This window comes from Amycolatopsis azurea DSM 43854 (assembly GCF_001995215.1).
GTDB lineage: Bacteria > Actinomycetota > Actinomycetes > Mycobacteriales > Pseudonocardiaceae > Amycolatopsis > Amycolatopsis azurea.
In genome coordinates, this window is the sequence record NZ_MUXN01000008.1 from 192,059 (window position 1) to 207,682 (window position 15,624).

The 15,624-nt window shown below is 69.3% G+C and carries 17 protein-coding genes; 8 read left to right on the forward strand and 9 right to left on the reverse strand.

The window, feature by feature from the left end:
• The first annotated feature begins 41 nt into the window (after window positions 1–41).
• The 5 genes from B0293_RS12750 (at window position 42) to B0293_RS12770 (ending at window position 3,709) form a co-directional block, all read left to right on the forward strand.
• Window positions 42–866, forward strand: coding sequence for a biotin--[acetyl-CoA-carboxylase] ligase (locus B0293_RS12750; RefSeq protein WP_005155492.1), 825 nt, complete (start codon window positions 42–44; stop codon window positions 864–866).
• Window positions 867–963: 97 nt separating this feature from the next.
• A complete protein-coding gene (locus B0293_RS12755; protein WP_005155491.1) occupies window positions 964–1,545 on the forward strand; it encodes a PH domain-containing protein in 582 nt (193 codons plus the stop codon).
• Window positions 1,545–2,477: a hydroxymethylglutaryl-CoA lyase gene (locus B0293_RS12760; RefSeq protein ID WP_005155490.1), complete on the forward strand. Its 933-nt coding sequence runs from the start codon at window positions 1,545–1,547 to the stop codon at window positions 2,475–2,477. Before B0293_RS12755 ends, B0293_RS12760 begins: the two co-directional genes overlap by 1 nt.
• 132 nt (window positions 2,478–2,609) lie before the next feature.
• Window positions 2,610–3,437, forward strand: coding sequence for a TNT domain-containing protein (locus B0293_RS12765; RefSeq protein WP_005155487.1), 828 nt, complete (start codon window positions 2,610–2,612; stop codon window positions 3,435–3,437).
• Window positions 3,434–3,709, forward strand: a complete 276-nt coding sequence (locus B0293_RS12770; protein ID WP_005155486.1) for a hypothetical protein — start codon at window positions 3,434–3,436, stop codon at window positions 3,707–3,709. The genes B0293_RS12765 and B0293_RS12770 overlap by 4 nt, the downstream gene beginning before the upstream one ends.
• A gap of 15 nt (window positions 3,710–3,724) precedes the next feature.
• Here the strand turns inward: B0293_RS12770 and hisN are convergent, their stop codons facing one another.
• Entirely contained in the window at window positions 3,725–4,510 is a 786-nt protein-coding gene (hisN, locus tag B0293_RS12775) for a histidinol-phosphatase (RefSeq protein WP_005155485.1), read from the reverse strand.
• A 42-nt stretch (window positions 4,511–4,552) separates the two neighbouring features.
• On the opposite strand from hisN, the gene B0293_RS12780 reads away from it, so the two are divergent.
• The 3 genes from B0293_RS12780 (at window position 4,553) to B0293_RS12790 (ending at window position 7,121) form a co-directional block, all read left to right on the forward strand.
• Window positions 4,553–5,260 (forward strand): response regulator transcription factor, encoded by a 708-nt coding sequence (locus tag B0293_RS12780; protein ID WP_039917201.1) that lies wholly within the window; start codon window positions 4,553–4,555, stop codon window positions 5,258–5,260.
• A gap of 1 nt (window position 5,261) precedes the next feature.
• Window positions 5,262–6,545 carry an ATP-binding protein gene (locus B0293_RS12785; RefSeq protein WP_005155483.1) on the forward strand — a complete coding sequence of 428 codons (1,284 nt, stop codon included), beginning with the start codon at window positions 5,262–5,264 and terminating at the stop codon, window positions 6,543–6,545.
• Window positions 6,546–6,608: 63 nt separating this feature from the next.
• Window positions 6,609–7,121 carry a hypothetical protein gene (locus B0293_RS12790; protein ID WP_245191922.1) on the forward strand — a complete coding sequence of 171 codons (513 nt, stop codon included), beginning with the start codon at window positions 6,609–6,611 and terminating at the stop codon, window positions 7,119–7,121.
• Here B0293_RS12790 and B0293_RS12795 read toward each other — a convergent pair.
• From B0293_RS12795 to B0293_RS12830, 8 genes are all read right to left on the reverse strand, one after another.
• Window positions 7,099–7,512 (reverse strand): hypothetical protein, encoded by a 414-nt coding sequence (locus tag B0293_RS12795; protein ID WP_005155481.1) that lies wholly within the window; start codon window positions 7,510–7,512, stop codon window positions 7,099–7,101. The genes B0293_RS12790 and B0293_RS12795 overlap by 23 nt on opposite strands.
• Window positions 7,513–7,516: 4 nt before the next feature.
• Window positions 7,517–8,149: a helix-turn-helix transcriptional regulator gene (locus B0293_RS12800; protein WP_005155480.1), complete on the reverse strand. Its 633-nt coding sequence runs from the start codon at window positions 8,147–8,149 to the stop codon at window positions 7,517–7,519.
• A 162-nt stretch (window positions 8,150–8,311) separates the two neighbouring features.
• The gene (locus B0293_RS12805; protein WP_005155479.1) at window positions 8,312–8,959 is read right to left on the reverse strand and encodes a response regulator; all 648 of its coding nucleotides are present in this window, start codon (window positions 8,957–8,959) and stop codon (window positions 8,312–8,314) included.
• 601 nt (window positions 8,960–9,560) lie between these two features.
• Window positions 9,561–10,397, reverse strand: coding sequence for an NAD(P)H-binding protein (locus tag B0293_RS12810; protein ID WP_005155478.1), 837 nt, complete (start codon window positions 10,395–10,397; stop codon window positions 9,561–9,563).
• Window positions 10,398–10,407: 10 nt separating this feature from the next.
• Window positions 10,408–11,766 (reverse strand): MDR family MFS transporter, encoded by a 1,359-nt coding sequence (locus tag B0293_RS12815; RefSeq protein WP_005155477.1) that lies wholly within the window; start codon window positions 11,764–11,766, stop codon window positions 10,408–10,410.
• 235 nt (window positions 11,767–12,001) lie between these two features.
• A complete protein-coding gene (locus B0293_RS12820; protein WP_005155476.1) occupies window positions 12,002–12,541 on the reverse strand; it encodes a GtrA family protein in 540 nt (179 codons plus the stop codon).
• An 83-nt stretch (window positions 12,542–12,624) separates the two neighbouring features.
• A complete protein-coding gene (locus B0293_RS12825) occupies window positions 12,625–13,113 on the reverse strand; it encodes a GtrA family protein (protein ID WP_039917166.1) in 489 nt (162 codons plus the stop codon).
• 10 nt (window positions 13,114–13,123) lie between these two features.
• On the reverse strand, window positions 13,124–15,412 hold the full coding sequence (locus tag B0293_RS12830) for a sigma-70 family RNA polymerase sigma factor (protein WP_005155474.1): 2,289 nt from the start codon (window positions 15,410–15,412) through the stop codon (window positions 13,124–13,126).
• Between the last annotated feature and the right edge of the window lie 212 nt (window positions 15,413–15,624).

A 15,624-nucleotide genomic window follows, 5' to 3' on the forward strand; every position in this document is an offset into this window, starting at 1 on the left:
GAACGCCTTGCACGTTAGGGGGACTCTCATATTCTGGGCAGATGAGTGAGACGGGAGCGCTCGACGCCGAGCGTCTGAGTGCCGCGCTGTCCGGCCGGTACGCCGCGATCCAGGTCGTGGCGAGCACCGGGTCCACCAACGCCGACCTGCGGGAATCCGCCGCGAAGGGGGCCGAAGACCGCACCGTGCTGATCGCCGAAGAGCAGACGGCCGGGGTCGGCCGCCGCGCGCGGCAGTGGTCCTCGCCGAAGGGAACGGGCCTCTACGTCAGTGTCCTGCTGCGTCCGGGCGGGGTCCCGTTCGCCAATTTGGGTTCACTTTCCGTGGTCGCGGGACTCGCGGTCCGGGAGGTCGCCGCGGGCCTGGGCGTCGACGCCGTCCTCAAGTGGCCGAACGACCTCCTGGCCGGGCCCGGGCGCGCCAAATGCGCGGGCATCCTGGCGGAGGCCGTCGCCGGTGACGACACCACCGTGATCCTCGGCATCGGCCTGAACGTGCTGCCGCTCGGCGAGAACGTCCCGGCCGGGCCCGGCGGCCTGCCCGCGACCTCGCTGGCCGAGCAGGGGGCGACGGAGACCGACCGCGCCGAGATCGCCACCCGGCTGCTCACCGGTTTCGACGAACTCGAACGCCGATGGCGGGTCGCCGGCGGATCGCTGGCCGAAGCGGGCCTGCTCGGGGACTACCGGCGGCACTGCGCCACGCTGGGCCAGGACGTCGAGGTCCAGCTGCCCGACGGTTCGGCGCTGACCGGCCGCGCCGCCGACATCGATCCCGCCGGTCAGCTCCAGGTCGACGTTCCCGGTGGTGAGCGGTACACGGTGTTCGCCGGGGACGTCGTCCACGTGCGGCCCGCCGGGTCCTGATCCGTGCGGTGTGTTTTGCGGCGTCCGGTCTTCCACCGGGACCGTTCGCCGGTACGGTGAGCTCACCAGCGTCGAACACACTTTGGGAGCGTCCGTCGTGGCCTATCCGGACGATTTGCTCAGCGAAAACGAGCACGTCGTGGTGCACAGTCACCCGCATTTCAAGATGCTGATCTTCCCCTTCCTCGCGCTGATCGTCACGCTCGGCTTGGGGATCTGGCTGGCCGTCGTCGCGAAGGACGCGACGGCCCCGTGGGACCTCATCTCCGAGATCGCGATCGCCGTCGTCGGGCTCGGCCTCGTCGTGTGGCTCTTCCTGGCCCCGTTCGTCCGCTGGCGCACGACGCATTTCATCGTGACCACGGACCGGCTGATCGCCCGTGAGGGGGTGCTGAAGCGGACCGGGATCGACATCCCGATGTCGCGGATCAACAGCGTCCAGTTCGAGCACGGGCTGCTGGACCGCGTCTTCGGCTGCGGCACGCTGGTGATCGAGTCCGCCTCGGACGAACCGCTGAAGTTCGACGACATCCCCAAGGTCGAGCGCGTGCACACGGTCATCTACCGCGAAGTCAACGACAACCCGTACGACGACTACGCGCCGCCCGCCGGGGCGCCGCAGCAGACCGAACCGCTGCCTCCGCAGGGCCACCCGCCGCGCGGAAACCGGCGTCGTTGATGGGCACGCGAGAGCTCGGGCTGCCCGACCGCGTCCCGTCCGCCGCGGCCCTGCCGGAACGCGTGACGATCTGGGAGGTCGGCCCGCGTGACGGCCTCCAGAACGAGAAGGCCATCGTCCCGGTCGAGGTCAAACTCGAATTCCTGGACAAGCTCGCCGATTCCGGGCTGACCACGCTCGAAGCGACCAGTTTCGTGAGCCCGAAATGGGTGCCGCAGCTGGCCGACGCAGAGCAGCTGCTCGCCGGGCTCGACAAGCGTGAAGGCGTCCGGTACCCGGTGCTCGTCCCGAACGAGCGCGGGCTGGACAGGGCGCTGGAGGCCGGGGTCTCGCATATCGCGATCTTCGCCAGCGCCACCGAGACCTTCGCCGAGAAGAACCTCAACTCGACGGTGGACGACCAGTTCGCGATGTTCGAGCCGGTCGTCACCCGGGCGCGGGCCGAAGGTCTCGACGTCCGCGGGTACGTGTCGATGTGCTTCGGCGACCCGTGGGAGGGCGCCGTCCCGGCCACGCAGGTCGCCGGAGTGGGCAAACGGCTCCTGGACCTCGGCTGCTCGCAGCTTTCGCTCGGGGACACCATCGGCGTCGCCACCGCGGGTCAGGTCGAGGCGCTGATCGGACAGTTCCCCGACGTCGACGCGCTGGCCGTCCATTTCCACGACACCTACGGCCAGGCACTCGCGAACACACTGGCCGCCCTCCGCTGCGGCGTGTCCACTGTGGACTCCTCGGCCGGTGGCCTCGGCGGCTGCCCGTACGCCGAATCGGCCACCGGCAACCTCGCCACCGAAGATCTCGTGTGGATGCTCGACGGTCTCGGCGTCGAAACCGGTGTCGACCTCGACGCGCTGGTGGCGACGAGCAAGTGGATGGCCGGGAAACTCGGCAGGCCCAGCCCGTCCAGAGTGGTCAACGCGCTCGCCGGATGAACCGCACTCACGGACTGGACGTGCTTTCGGGTATCCGCCGACGAGAGCGACGGTCGGCGCTAAGGTCGTAACGCGTCCTGTCCGCTGCCTCCCCCGGTCACCGGTGGGAACCGATTCCTTGGGGGAGGTGCGGTGACCGATCCGAGCGAGGCCGGGACGGGGCCGATCCGGCTGCCTGCCGATTACGACGCCCCGACCCCGCCTCACGGGGTGCGCGCCCCGTACGCGCCTTCGCCGTGGCCGCCCGCGATGGCACCGTTGCGAGTGCCCTTCCCACAACCGCCTCCTCCCGTTCCGCAGCCCGTCGCTCCGCCGCCGATGGGGGCCTTGCGGACCGAACGGGAGAGCGTGATCGCGCTGTTCCTCGTGCACATGTTCCCGATCGGGCATCTTCCGGTCGCGATGGGGAAACCCGCGCGCCAGTTGCCGCTGCCGGACGGCGGTTCCGGCCCGCAGGATCACCCCGAGGCGGGCGTCCTGGACGACCTGGACGCGTTGTCGCACGTCAGCAGCGGTTTCCGGCGATCGCCGACGACTCCGGCCGCCTTCGCGCCGGCCGAGCTGATTCGGGGACACGACCCGTCGGGCGGACAGTCGCAAGAGGACTGGCGAGACCGTTTCGCCGGTGCGGCGGGATATCTGTGGCCTCCCGGTGAGGGCGGTATCGACCCGGCGACGCCGGTGATGCTCGACGTCGGCGTCCATCTGGACCGCTTCGGGGACCAGCACGGCCGGGTGTTCGCCGAGGACGGGACCTTGTTTTCGATGCGCTCGCTGCCCCCGGACCGGATCGCCGCGTACCGGCGCTACCGCGTCGTCCGGCCGTTGCCGGTCTGGCGTTCGGTGGCCGCCGAGTGGTTCGGCCAGCCGGGCGGCGGGGTGCGTTTCCGCGCGGTGCTGGGCGCGGATGAACTTGTCACGCTGGGCTTCCTGGCGGACGTCACGGGGGAGGTTCGGTGAACACGGGGACGATCCTGCGGTGGCTGGCGGCGCTGGGCGTGCCGGCCGAGGTGGTCTCGGTCGGCGCCGAAGCCGACAACGCCTGGTGCCTCATGCGCACGGAGGAAGAGGGAGCCGAGCCCGCTTGGGAGGTCTTCTGGCGTGAGCAGGGCAACCGGTACGACTGGGCACGGTTCACCAGCGAACAGGTCGCCTGCCACTACCTCTTCGGACGTCTCGCCTGGTCGCAGGTCGCGCGTGGCGCGGTCGGCCTGCTTCCCGGCGCTCAGTGACCCCGAGCGCGTGACTCAGCGCTTCAGGATCGCCAGCGCCTCGTCGTGCAGCAGGCCGTTGGTCGACAGCGCCGAGCCGTTGTCGTAGCGGGCCTCGCCGTCGAGGTCGCTGAACCGGCCACCGGCCTCGGTGATCAGCACCTGCGCCGCCGCGACGTCCCACGGGTTCACGATGCATTCCGCGGTGACGTCGAGCGCGCCCTCGGCGACCAGGCAGTGGTGCCAGAAGTCGCCGAAAGCGCGGCTCTCCCAGCACGCGTCGACGAGGTCGAGGTACTTCTCCCGCGAGTGGTACTCCACCCACGAGTTCAGGTCCGTTGTGGACAGATACGCGTCTTCCAGCGACGCGACCTTCGACACCGAGATGCGGCGCTCCCCGGCGGAGTCGCTCATCCAGGCGCCGTCCCCGGCGGCGGCCCACCAGCGGCGGCCGAGCATCGGCGCGCTGATCATGCCCACCACGGGGTCGCCGTCTTCGACGAGCGCGATCAACGTCGCCCAGACCGGGACGCCGCGCAGGAAGTTCTTGGTCCCGTCGATCGGGTCGAGCACCCAGGCGCGGCCGGTCGCGGCCGATCCGCCGCGTTCCTCGCCGAGCACGGCGTCGTCCGGCCGGTCTGTGGCGAGGATCGCACGGATGGCGTCTTCGACGGCGGTGTCGGCGTCGGTGACCGGGGTGCGGTCGGGTTTGCGTTCCACGGCGAGGTCGAGCGCGCGGAACCGGGCGGTGGTGATGGCGTCGGCGGCGTCGGCCAGCCGGGTGGCGAGTTCCAGATCATTCTCGTAGCCAGGCACGGTCACGATGCTTTCACGCCCGGCAGTCGTAGAGTTGGCCAGGTGAGCATGGTGCTACTCGCCGAGGACGACCCGGCCATCGCCGATCCGCTTTCCCGAGCGCTCCAGCGGGAGGGCTACGACGTGCGTGTCGTCGGCGACGGGCCCGCCGCCCTCGACGCGACCGAGAGCGACCGCGTGGATCTCCTGGTCCTCGATCTCGGCCTGCCCGGGATGGACGGCCTCGAGGTCTGCCGCCGCCTGCGCGCCAGCGGCACCGAGGTCCCGGTGCTGATGCTGACCGCGCGCACGGACGAGGTCGACTTCGTGGTCGGGCTCGACGCCGGCGCCGACGACTACGTCGCGAAACCGTTCCGGCTCGCCGAGCTGCTGGCCCGGATCCGGGCGCTGCTCCGACGGCGGGCGCCCGAAGTGCTCGAAGCCGGGGGAGTGCGGATGGACCTCGGCGCCCGGATGGTCACCGTGGACCTGCACGAGGTGCAGCTGGCGAACAAGGAGTTCGAACTCCTGCGGGTGCTGATGAGCCGTGCGGGCCAGGTGGTCAGTCGCGACGAGATCCTCGCCGAGGTGTGGAACGACCTCGAATCGAAGACTTCGAAGACACTCGACATGCACATGTCGTGGCTGCGCCGGAAGCTCGCCATCGCGGCCGACGAGGCGGCGGGGCGGACGGGCAAACCCGGCGGCGGGAACGGCGACGGCGAACGGCGGATCGCCACCGTGCGCGGCGTCGGCTTCCGCTTCAACGCGGAATAGCATGCGCCGTCGCATCCTCCTGGCGATCCTGCTCGCCGTCGCGGTGACCGCGGCGGTGCTGGGCATCCCGCTGGGCATCACCGCCTGGCAGCTGGTCGAGAACCTCAACCGCGAGAACCTGGCGTCCTCGGCCCGGGGGATCGCGGCGACGCTGGACAACGAGATCGCCGTCGGCCAGCCGATCAACCTCGATCTGGTCCGGGTGGCGGTCCCGCAGGGCGGGTTGCTGACCGTCCGCGCGCAGGGGCAGATCGAGAAGCGGTACGGCTCCGACCCCGGCTCCGACGTGGTGTCGGAGAAGGCGCCGATCGCGTTGCACGGCGAAGTCGAGCTGGCGGTGCCCGCCGGGCCGATGCGCACCCGCCAGACCCAGATGACGCTGCTCGTGGTGCTGCTGGTCGTGCTGTCGGTGGGCACCGGCACGGTGGTCGCGACCGTGACCGCGCGGCGGCTCGCGAAACCGTTGAGACACGTCGCCGATCGCGCGGTCAAACTCGGCGGCGGCGATTTCCGGCCGGATCCGAAACGCTACGGCGTCGGCGAACTCGACATGGTCGCCGAAGCGCTCGACGCGTCCGGGACGGCGCTCGCGCAGCTCGTCCAGCGAGAACGTCAGCTGGTCGGCGACGTCTCGCATCAGCTGCGAAGCCGGTTGACCGCGTTGCAACTACGGCTCGAACCGCTGACCGTCCACCCCGATCAGGACGTCGTCGACGAGGCGAAGGCCGCGCAGGAACAGGCGGACCGGCTGGCCGAGGCGCTCGACGAACTGCTCGCCGCCGCACGGGCGGCGCGCGAGGTCGGCGCGGAACCGGTGAATCTGCCGGAGATGCTTCCCGAGATTTCGGAGGAATGGCGACAGCTGCTTCGCGCCGAAGGCAGGCATCTCCGGATCCGTGTCACGGACGGGCTCAGGGCGAGGGCGACGCCGGGCCGGTTGCGCGAGGTCGTCGGTGTCCTCCTCGACAACGCGTTGCGCCACGGCGCGGGAACGGTCACGATCGCCGCCCGGCGCGGCGACACCGAGGCCACCGTCGTCATCGAGGTCGCCGACACCGGATCGGGAGTGCCCGACGAGCTGGCGCCGCACATCTTCGAACGCGGATTCTCCGGCGGCGGCTCGACCGGCGTCGGGCTCGCCCTGGCCCGTGCGCTCATCGAGGCCGACGGCGGACGGCTCGAACTGTCGAGCAAACAGCCCGCGGTGTTCAGCCTCTTCCTGAAGGTCCCGAGGCCGGGCGATGTGGCCGAAGTGCGCTGGCCCGCCGAGCGGGTCCCGCGGTAAGACCTCCCGAAGGACCACCCCATCGGGCAACGCGTGGGAAGGGCGCCGACCTAACGTCGGGGAGTGCGAGCGACGGCGTTCCGGTACCGCCCACCCGTGAGCCCGGTGGCGGCGGCGACCGTGGAGATCGGCAAGGTGGCGATTTCCGTGCGGTTGTCCTTCGACGGCGACCTCTACGCGTGCCGTCGTCCACCTGGCGTGGTGGAGCGGATGGAGGCCGAAGCCCTGGACCTGCTTTCGAAGGGTCTGTTCGTCAGCGGGATCGACACCCCGGTCGCGACCGTCACCGGAGCGGCGGGACACCGGTTCGTCCAGGAGAGCGCCGTGTTCCAGCCTCCGGGCAGCTGGGTCTACCAGGGCACCTGCTGGATCGGCGCCGGCCGGAACGGGCTGACCTTGACCGGGCTGCTGGGCTATCGACTCGAAGTCCGCGCGAAGTGGGCGCGGCGGGCCGGTGACTGCGGTCCGCCCGAGACCGCCGCCGAATGGTGCGAGCTGTTCGGCGCGCAGCTGGCGTCCATCGGCGGGGTGGTCCTGCGGCGGGCCTCGGTGCTCAGTCTCGGTACTCCGCCGTGACCGTGACGACGAACGCCGCCCTGGCCGGCAGGCCGAGGCTGACCCACAGCCCGGTCGGATCGGTCTTCCCGATGGCCAGCCGCAGCGGTTGGTCGTCGACCATCAGGATTTCGGTCCGGATCAAGGCGCGCAGCGATCGGTCGAGCAAGGTGTGCTCGTCCCTGACCTTGTCCGCCCGCGCGGTGATCAAATAGGACAGTTCGCACCGCTTCGCCCGCACGGCGCCGGTTCCCGGGCCGGCGCCGTGCAGGGCGAAAAGGAACAGGTCGACGACCGAAACCGGGGTCTCGGTCTGCCAGGTGGGTTTCGGCGGATCCAGGCGGACCACCGTCCCCTCCGGCAGATGAGGCGCGATGAGCCGGCACAACGCCTCGTCGACCTGGGTGATCACGACGTCAGATCAATCCCTCACGCAGTGCGTAAGCCACCGCGTGCGACCGGTTCCGGAGCTGGAACCGGTTGGTCACGTCGTGCAGGATGCTCTTCACCGTGCGCTGCGAATAGCAGAGCTGGTCGGCGATCTCCTGTGTCGAGAACCCCGACGCGACCAGCTTGAGCACCTCGGTCTCCCGGTTGCTCATGCCGCCCATGTGCAGGCCACGCGGCTGCAACACCTGACGTTGCAGCCGCGAGACCCGGTGCAGGAGCCTGCCGAGCAGGTCGGGCGGGAGCGCGCCCTCCCCGGCGGCGGCCGCCTTGATCAGCCGGACCAGGACGTCGGCGCCCGCCTCCGAGCGGCGGGCGACCGCGCAGACGCCGTGCTCGATGGCGCTGAGGATCTCGTTGTCGTCGACCTCACCCGCGACGAGCACGATGCGGGTGTACCCCTGGTGGTGCAGCGCGGACAGGAGTTGTGTCATGGCCTCGTCGAGGCGATCGGTGACCAGGAGGGCCACCATGCCCGGGTCGGCGGTCTCCCCGTCCACCAGCCAGACGTCGTCACGGGAGCGGAGCGTCATGCAGACGCCGTTGTGCAGAATCGGATCGGTGGCGCGGACGACCACCGGTGTCCTGTTCGGTTCGAACATGTGATTCCCATTCCCCTCGAACTGCGCGAGGGCCCCACCCCTCGCACTGCTACTCACCCTGCCGGGTGAGGTGTCCCGGGCGCATGGGACTCCGGTCCCGGAATTGCCCGAAAAGCCGCCCTTATCGGGGTCGCTTTTTCAACGGCGGCTTTCGTGGTGGCTTCAACGACCCAGCCCGGCTTCGCGGGCGCGCACGATCGCCTCGGCGCGGTCGGCGACGTGGAGTTTGCTGAACACGTTGGAAATGTGGTTCCGCACGGTCTTCGGGCTGAGACAGAGTGTGCTGGCGATGACGGTGTTGCTGTGCCCGCCGGCGATGAGCGAGAGGACCTCTCGTTCGCGGACGGTCAGTTCCGGGAACACCGTGTCCGTGTTCGGCTGCGTCTGATTGAAGAAGCCGAGGACTCGCGTCGCGATGTCGGGCCCGAAGATCGCTTCGCGCCTCGCGACGGCGTGAACGGCGCGGATGATTTCGTCGGGTTCGGCGTCCTTGAGCAGATATCCGCGCGCTCCGGCGCGCATCGCGGAGAAGACCGACTCGCTCTCGTCCGCCATCGTCAGCATCAGCACGCCGACGCCGGGCTGTTCGGCGACGATGTGCCGGGTCGCTTCGGCGCCGCTGATGTCGGGCAGGTGCAGGTCCATGACCACGACGTCGGGCGAGAGGGCGCTCGCCGCACTGATCGCGTGCGCCCCGCTCGCGGCCTCGCCGACGACGTCGACCTGGGGTTCGTTGGCCAGCAGCGTGCAGACCCCGAACCGGAACAACGGATGGTCGTCGACCACGAGCACGCGCAGGCGTTCGTTCATACGATCTCCCCCTGTCTCCCCGACGCGGCACGTTAGTGAGAGGGCCGGTCGCGGACAACGCGTGGTCCGGACAGCGGACCGGCAAGAATTAAACGCCTGATGAGTGTCGCGTATCGCGGGGATCCGCCCAAGTCATTAACCCCTTCGGCCCAGGGCGGGGGAGCAAGGGACCTTTGCTCACGTTAGTTAGTGCACTAACGAACGATAGCAAGGGTCCCTTGCTATCGCTTCTCTCAATGTTGAGAGAGGTGTAGGTCCGTGAAGGCCCCCTTGCCTACCCTGTAGGTCCGTGAAGGACTCCTTGAGGGACCCTGGGTCCCTCAAGGAGTCCTTCACGGACCACGGCACCACCCCAAGAGCTTCAGGAACCTCAAAAACCCCAGTGACCCCCCAAGTCGCAGCGGGTGCGCGTGAAGGCCCCCTTCACGCGGCTCAGCCGAGGAAACTCGCCCTTCGCAGCGGCCACCCAAGTACATGAAGGGGTCCTTCACGGAGCTAGGCGCAAGCAAGGGGGCCTTCATGTACCGAAGCAGCGCCCCAAGGCGCAGCCGAGCCCCAAAGCACAGGCGACAGCAAAGGTCCCTTGCTCTCTTTTCGCAGGTCAGGCGAAGGCGGCGGCGTGCTCCCGAGCCCAGTCGTCGAACGTCAGCGGCGCCCGGCCGAGAAGGTCGCGAACGGTGTCGAACACGATCTTCTCGTTCCCGGCGGACTGCCGTTTGAGCTCGAAGATCCCGTCGACCGCCGAAGCGGGCCACCCGAAGCCGAGCATCCGCGCGCGGGCGTCGGCTTCGGGCTCTTCGACGTAGGTCAGCTGTCGGCCGAGGGCGTCGCCGAGGATCTCGACCTGCCGCCGCGTCGTGAGCGCTTCGCCGCCGGTGATCGGATACGTCTTGCCCGCGTGCCCGTCGGTGGTCAGCACGGTCGCGGCGACCGCGGCGATGTCGCGGACGTGCACCAGCGCGGACGCCGGATCGCCTTCGGGGACACGGATGACGCCGTCACCGCGCACGGCGTGCAGCCAGGCGAACCGGTTGTCCATGAACGTACCGGGACGCAGGATCGTCCAGTCCGGCCCGGCCTCCCGCACGGCCTGCTCGGCGGCGGTGTGCACCAGCGAGATCGGATCGGTCTGTCCGAAGTGGACTCCGGTCGTCGAAAGCTTGACGACGTGCGCGACACCGGAGGCGGCCTTGAGCACGGTTCGTTCCTGGGAGAGCGGGTCCGAGCCGTGGCCGGAGGTCAGGACGAAGACGCGCTCGACGCCGTCGAGCAGCGCGGGGTCGAAAGCGTCGAGATCGCCGGCGGCGACTTCGGCGCGCGGATCGATCCGGGCGCGGGCGGGGTCGCGCGTCAGGGCGCGTACGCGGGCGCCTTTGTCCAGCAACGCCGGGACGAGTTCGCGGCCGATTTTGCCGGTGGAACCGAGAACGAGGATCATCGAAAACTCCTTAGTGGTTGCGCCGCAAGGAGACGCGCGGCAGGAAGAGGGAGGCGACGAGGCCGACAGCCAGGGCGGGGACCATCACCCAGAACACGCCGTTGAGCGCGGAGGCGTACCCGGCTGGACTGTCGGTGCCGAACGAATTCGTGAACACCGCGCCGAAAACGGTCAGCCCGGCCGTGGTGCCGAGGGACCGCAGGAAACCGACGGTCGCCGATACGGCGCCGAGGTCGGTGCGGGCGACGTTCTGTTGTGCCGCCATGGAAAGCACCTGCATGTTGAGCCCGGCCGCCGCGCCGAACACGACGAGATAGGCGACGACGAGCGGCAGGGGCGTCGCTTCGTCCATTGTGGACATCGCGAGCGCGGCGGCGAGGCCGAGGGTCATGCTGAGGATCGGTGCCCAGCGGTAGGCGCCGGTCTTGGCGATGATCCGGCCCGCGACCATCGACGACGCGGCGACCGCGAGCGTCATGGGCAGTAGGAGGAGTCCGGCTTCCGAAGGTCCGGCGCCACCCGCGGTCTGCAAGAAGAGCGCCAGGTAGTTGACCGAGCCCAGGAACACGAACCCGGCCGCGGCACTGGCCAGCACGCTCAGGCTGAACATCCTGGCGCTGAACAGCCGAAGCGGGATGACCGGTTCGGCCGCCCGGCGTTCGATGAGCAGGAACGCGACGAGCAGGACACCGCCGATCGATGCCGACAGGGGCGTCGCCAGGGTGAGGCCGACGATCGCGCCGGACAGGACGACGATGCCGGCGAAATCGAACGGCGCGGTCGTCCGGCGTCGTTCGAGCCGCAGGAATCGTGCGACGACGACGAGCGCGGCCAGCCCGATCGGCACGTTGAGCCCGAAGATCGAGCGCCAGCCCGCCAAATCGGTCAGCACGCCGCCGACGACAGGGCCCGCGAGCGAGGACCCGGCGAAGCAGATCGAGAACCAGGCGAAATAGCGGGCGCCTTCGCGACCGGGGAACAGTTCGCCGATGATCGCGGCGACCGCGACGAACAGGCCACCGGACCCGACGCCCTGGAGGACGCGGGCGGCGATCAGCAGCGGCATCGTCGGCGCGAGCGCGCAGGCGAGGGAGCCGAGGACGAACAGCGTGATCGCGACGAGAACGACGCGTTTGCGGCCGAAGAGGTCACCGAGTTTTCCGTACACGGGCGCGCTGACGCTGCCGGCCAGCAGATACGCGGTGGTGACCCAGGCGAACGACGTGGCGCCGCCGAGTTCGCCGACCATTCGCGGCAGGGCGGTCGCGACGACCTGGGCGTCGAGCATCGCCAGGAACACGGCGGCGAAGAGCCCGACGAGGGCAAGGGTGTTTCGGGCGCGCGGAGGCGCGCCGAGAGCGGTACTCAAGAAAGGATCCGTTCACTGGAAGAAACGAGGGAACGCGAGGGACGCAGAGCACTGCTCTGGATCCCCGCCAAGACGGGAAAAGGCTCAACCGTCATCCGAACCGGATGCGGTCCTCTTCGCGCTTGGCGATCACCTCGAATTCGTCCCGCTCGACCGTACGAACCCGGCCGGCGTCATCAGTGAAGGAACGTTGACATGGATGACCCTAGACAATCACATGTCTTTTAGCAAGTACTTACCGGAGAGGGACGACGTCGTCGTCCGGCTCGTCGCTGTCCCGGCGGCGTTCGCCCAACTCGTCGGGGAAGACCCACTTCTTGAAGCCCCAGAACCGGAAGAACATCGCCAGGAACATGCCGATGATCGAGCCGCTCGTGAAGTCCGCGAACTCCTGGACGAATCTGGTCACGTGCGGCACTTCGAGATCGAAGACGTACCGCGACGTGTAGAGCGGGATCAGGTTCACCACCACGGCGATCCCGCTGATCACGAAGAAGAGCGCCGCCTCGTGATGCCGCTCGCGGCCGCCGCGGGTCCGGAACGACCATTCGCGGTTGAGGATGTAGGACACGATCGTCGCGACGATGATCGCGATCGCCTTCGCCGTGGTCGGCTTCGATTCCAGCACGCTGAGTTTCAGCAGGTACCAGACGCCGTTGTCGACGAGGAACGTGGTGCCGCCCACGATCGCGAACTTCAGCAGCTCCCGGTGCTTGATCAGCACCGATCGGAGCGGCTCGGGCGTCCGGGAAAGGACGGATTCGACCACGGTCACCCGACCAGTCTAATTCGCGTGGACCGTGGAATGGGCCGGGAGGGGATGGACAGCGCGTTATATGACGCTTTGGGTGTTTCGAATCAGGCGGCGTCGCGCCGCTCGGATCGCCCTTCGCCCCGCACCAGCCGCGGCCGCGCGTCGGCCACCGGGAAGACCCACTTCTTGAACGACCACCAGCGGAACACCGTGCCGAGCAGGGTCCCGACGATCACGCCGCTGACGAAGTCGGCGATCTCCTGAGTGAGCAGTCCGACGTGCGGCTGTTCCAGCTTGAGCACGTACCGCGAAACCAGCTGCGGAAGCGCGTTGAGGCCGAGCGCGATCGCGCTGAGCAGGAAGAAAAGCGAGGCTTCGTGGGCGCGCTCACGGCCGCCACGGGAGCGAAACGACCATTCACGATTCGCGACGTACGAGAAAACGGTCGCGACCAGCACACCGATCATCAGCGCGGTGACCGGTTTGTCGATCAGCACGGTGAATTTGAGCCCGTAGTTGATCGTCATCGTGATGACGAAGCTCGCGCCCCCGACCACGGCGAAACGCAGTAGCTCCCGGTGCCTCCCCAGCATGCGGGGGACGCTACTCGAAGATGCGGTCCACAATCCCGTTGGGCTGCGTGGTCGGCTTGGACTTCCCCGGCCGCGGCGGTGCGCTCGTGGTCGCGGCGGGAGGCGTGGTCTCCTGCTTCGCGGGCTCCGAAGTGGTGGCGGACGGCGAAGGCTTCTTCGACGGCGAAGGCCACCCGGGCCGTCCCGGCTTCGGGGTCTGCGAAGTGGACGGAGGCTTCGAAGTGACCGAAGGTAGCGAAGGCACGGTGGTGGGCGGAAGCAGTGCGTTGTCGTCACACCAGTGACGCCAGCAGTCGAAATAGATCCGCTCAGGACCTGCCTTCGCACTGCCGAGGGTGGCGTTCACCGTCAACGGGACGTTCTCCGCCGGGCGGTTCTTCAACCGGGCGATCAGGCTCGCCTGGCGCCCAGGAGCCAGCGATCCGCGCGAGGTGCACGACGCGCCTTCCCCGGTCGGGTGGCACACGATGCCGGAAAAGCTGGACGAATAGAGCAGGCGTTGATCCAGGGTGATCGTCACCGGCTTCGTCGACTTGCCCGTGTTCGTCACCTTGACCCGCACCAGCGGATGGCGGTTCCAGGGGAACGCCGACAGATCATCGGTCCAGGCCGTCAGGCTGAGGTCGTCCGGCGGTGCCGGCACCTTGACCTTCACCGCGACGGACACCTTGATCTGCGCGCCGGCCGTCACCGAACCGGTCACCGTGCTGCCGTCCACGGCCTTGTCGTCGGCGAGCAGCCGGAAGGTCAGTACCGCGGATTGTCCCGGTTCGAGGCCGGTACCGGTCTTGCAGGTCACGGTGCCGCTGCCACCGGGGCAGCTCACCGCGATCGGGGCGGGGGCCTGCTGCCGGAAACCGTTGACGCCCATCGCGCCACCGCCACCGGCGGCGGGAACGGCCGTCACCCCCTTCGGCAGGTTCAGCGACACCGCGACGGGCTCGGACTTCGAGCCGCCGTCGTTGCGCACGGTGATCGGCAGATCGGCGGCCTCGCCGGGCTTGAGCTGGACACCGCCTGTCGGGGTCGACGCCGTCATCACCGGCGGCGACGGGATCGACGGCGAAGAAGCGGGCGGCGGCTCGACGGGCGGCGGCTGCTGCGGCGGCGGGGTCTGCTGCGGCGGAGGGGTCTGCTGGGCGGGCGGCGGCTGCTCAGCGGGAGGAGCTGGCGGCGGCACCGGCTGCGCGGGTGGGACCACCGGAGGAACGGCCGGCGGCTTCACCGAGGTCGGAGCCGGTGCCACGGCGGGTGGCGGGACGGCAGCGGCGGCGGGGATCTCCTGAGTGCCGCCACCGGCGGCGAGCGCCACGGCGACGGCGGCGACGATGGCCGCGCTCGTTCCACCCACCGTGATGAGCTGACGTGGTCCGGCCGCGGCGGCACCGGCGGCGCCGCCCGAGTTGGACCCCGCCGCACCGGCCGCGGCCGCCGAAGTCGTGCCCGCGGTGACGGCCGTCCCGGCGGCGGTGGCCGCCGCCGCTTTGCCCGCGCCTGCCGTCGCGAGGTAACCGAGAGCCGCGCCACCGAGCACGATCGGCGCGATGATCCCGCGCAGCCCGGTGTTGACTTCGGCCAGCTCCGCGGCCAGCGCGCGGCATTTCTCGCATTCGTCCAGATGGCTCTCCACCTGGGCACGCTCGCGTTTGGACAACCCGTCGCGGGTCCACGCCCCGAGCTTGTCCGCGCTCGCGCGGCAGCGTTCGGCGGAGTTCTCGGCCAGGTGGACCTGCAAATACGCCTGCCGCAGGCCCTCACGGGCGCGGTAGGCGAGCGCGGAGACGCTGTTCGCGTTCAGTCCCAGCAGCGGCGCGACCTCGGCGGGGGTCTGCCCCTCGACCTCGGTGTGCCACAGCACCACCTGCCACCGCTCGGGCAGCCGGGCGAACGCCTTCGCGGCGAGCGAGCGCTCCAGCCCGGCGACGGCGGTGTCGGAGAACTGGACCGTCAGCGCTTCGCCGACGGCACCGCCGACGTCGGACATGTCCTCGTTCAGGTCGACGCGCTTGTCCTTGCGCGTCTTGTCGTAGGCGGTGTGCCGGAGCGCTGTCAGCAGATACGCGCGGAACGCGGCGTCGGGGCCCTTGCCGCCACGCAGCGTGTCCAGCACCTTCGCGAAGGCTTCCGAAACGAGGTCGTCGGCTTCGGAACTGGAACGGGCGAGCTGACGGGCGAGATTGTGCGCCGCGCCGGCGTGACGTTCGTAGAGCGTTCCGTAGGACGCGATCTTCCCGTCACGCACCTCGGCGATCAGCTCGGCGTCACTCTTACCGGAGAGATCGGCGGGAACGGTGGACACGGGACTCCTTCATCATGCGGGTTAGGCGGCTCTACTCTTCCTAACGCCCGAACACGCTCAGTGTGACGGAACGGGCGACGCACGTCACCTCGCGGCCCTGCCGATGACCCGGAGAGCCCAACACCTTCACCCGGGCCGGGTTACCGAAGAGTTCGGAAAGATCCTTGGAAAACGCCGTCACGCACGACGTGGACCGGCGTCCCCACCGTGAA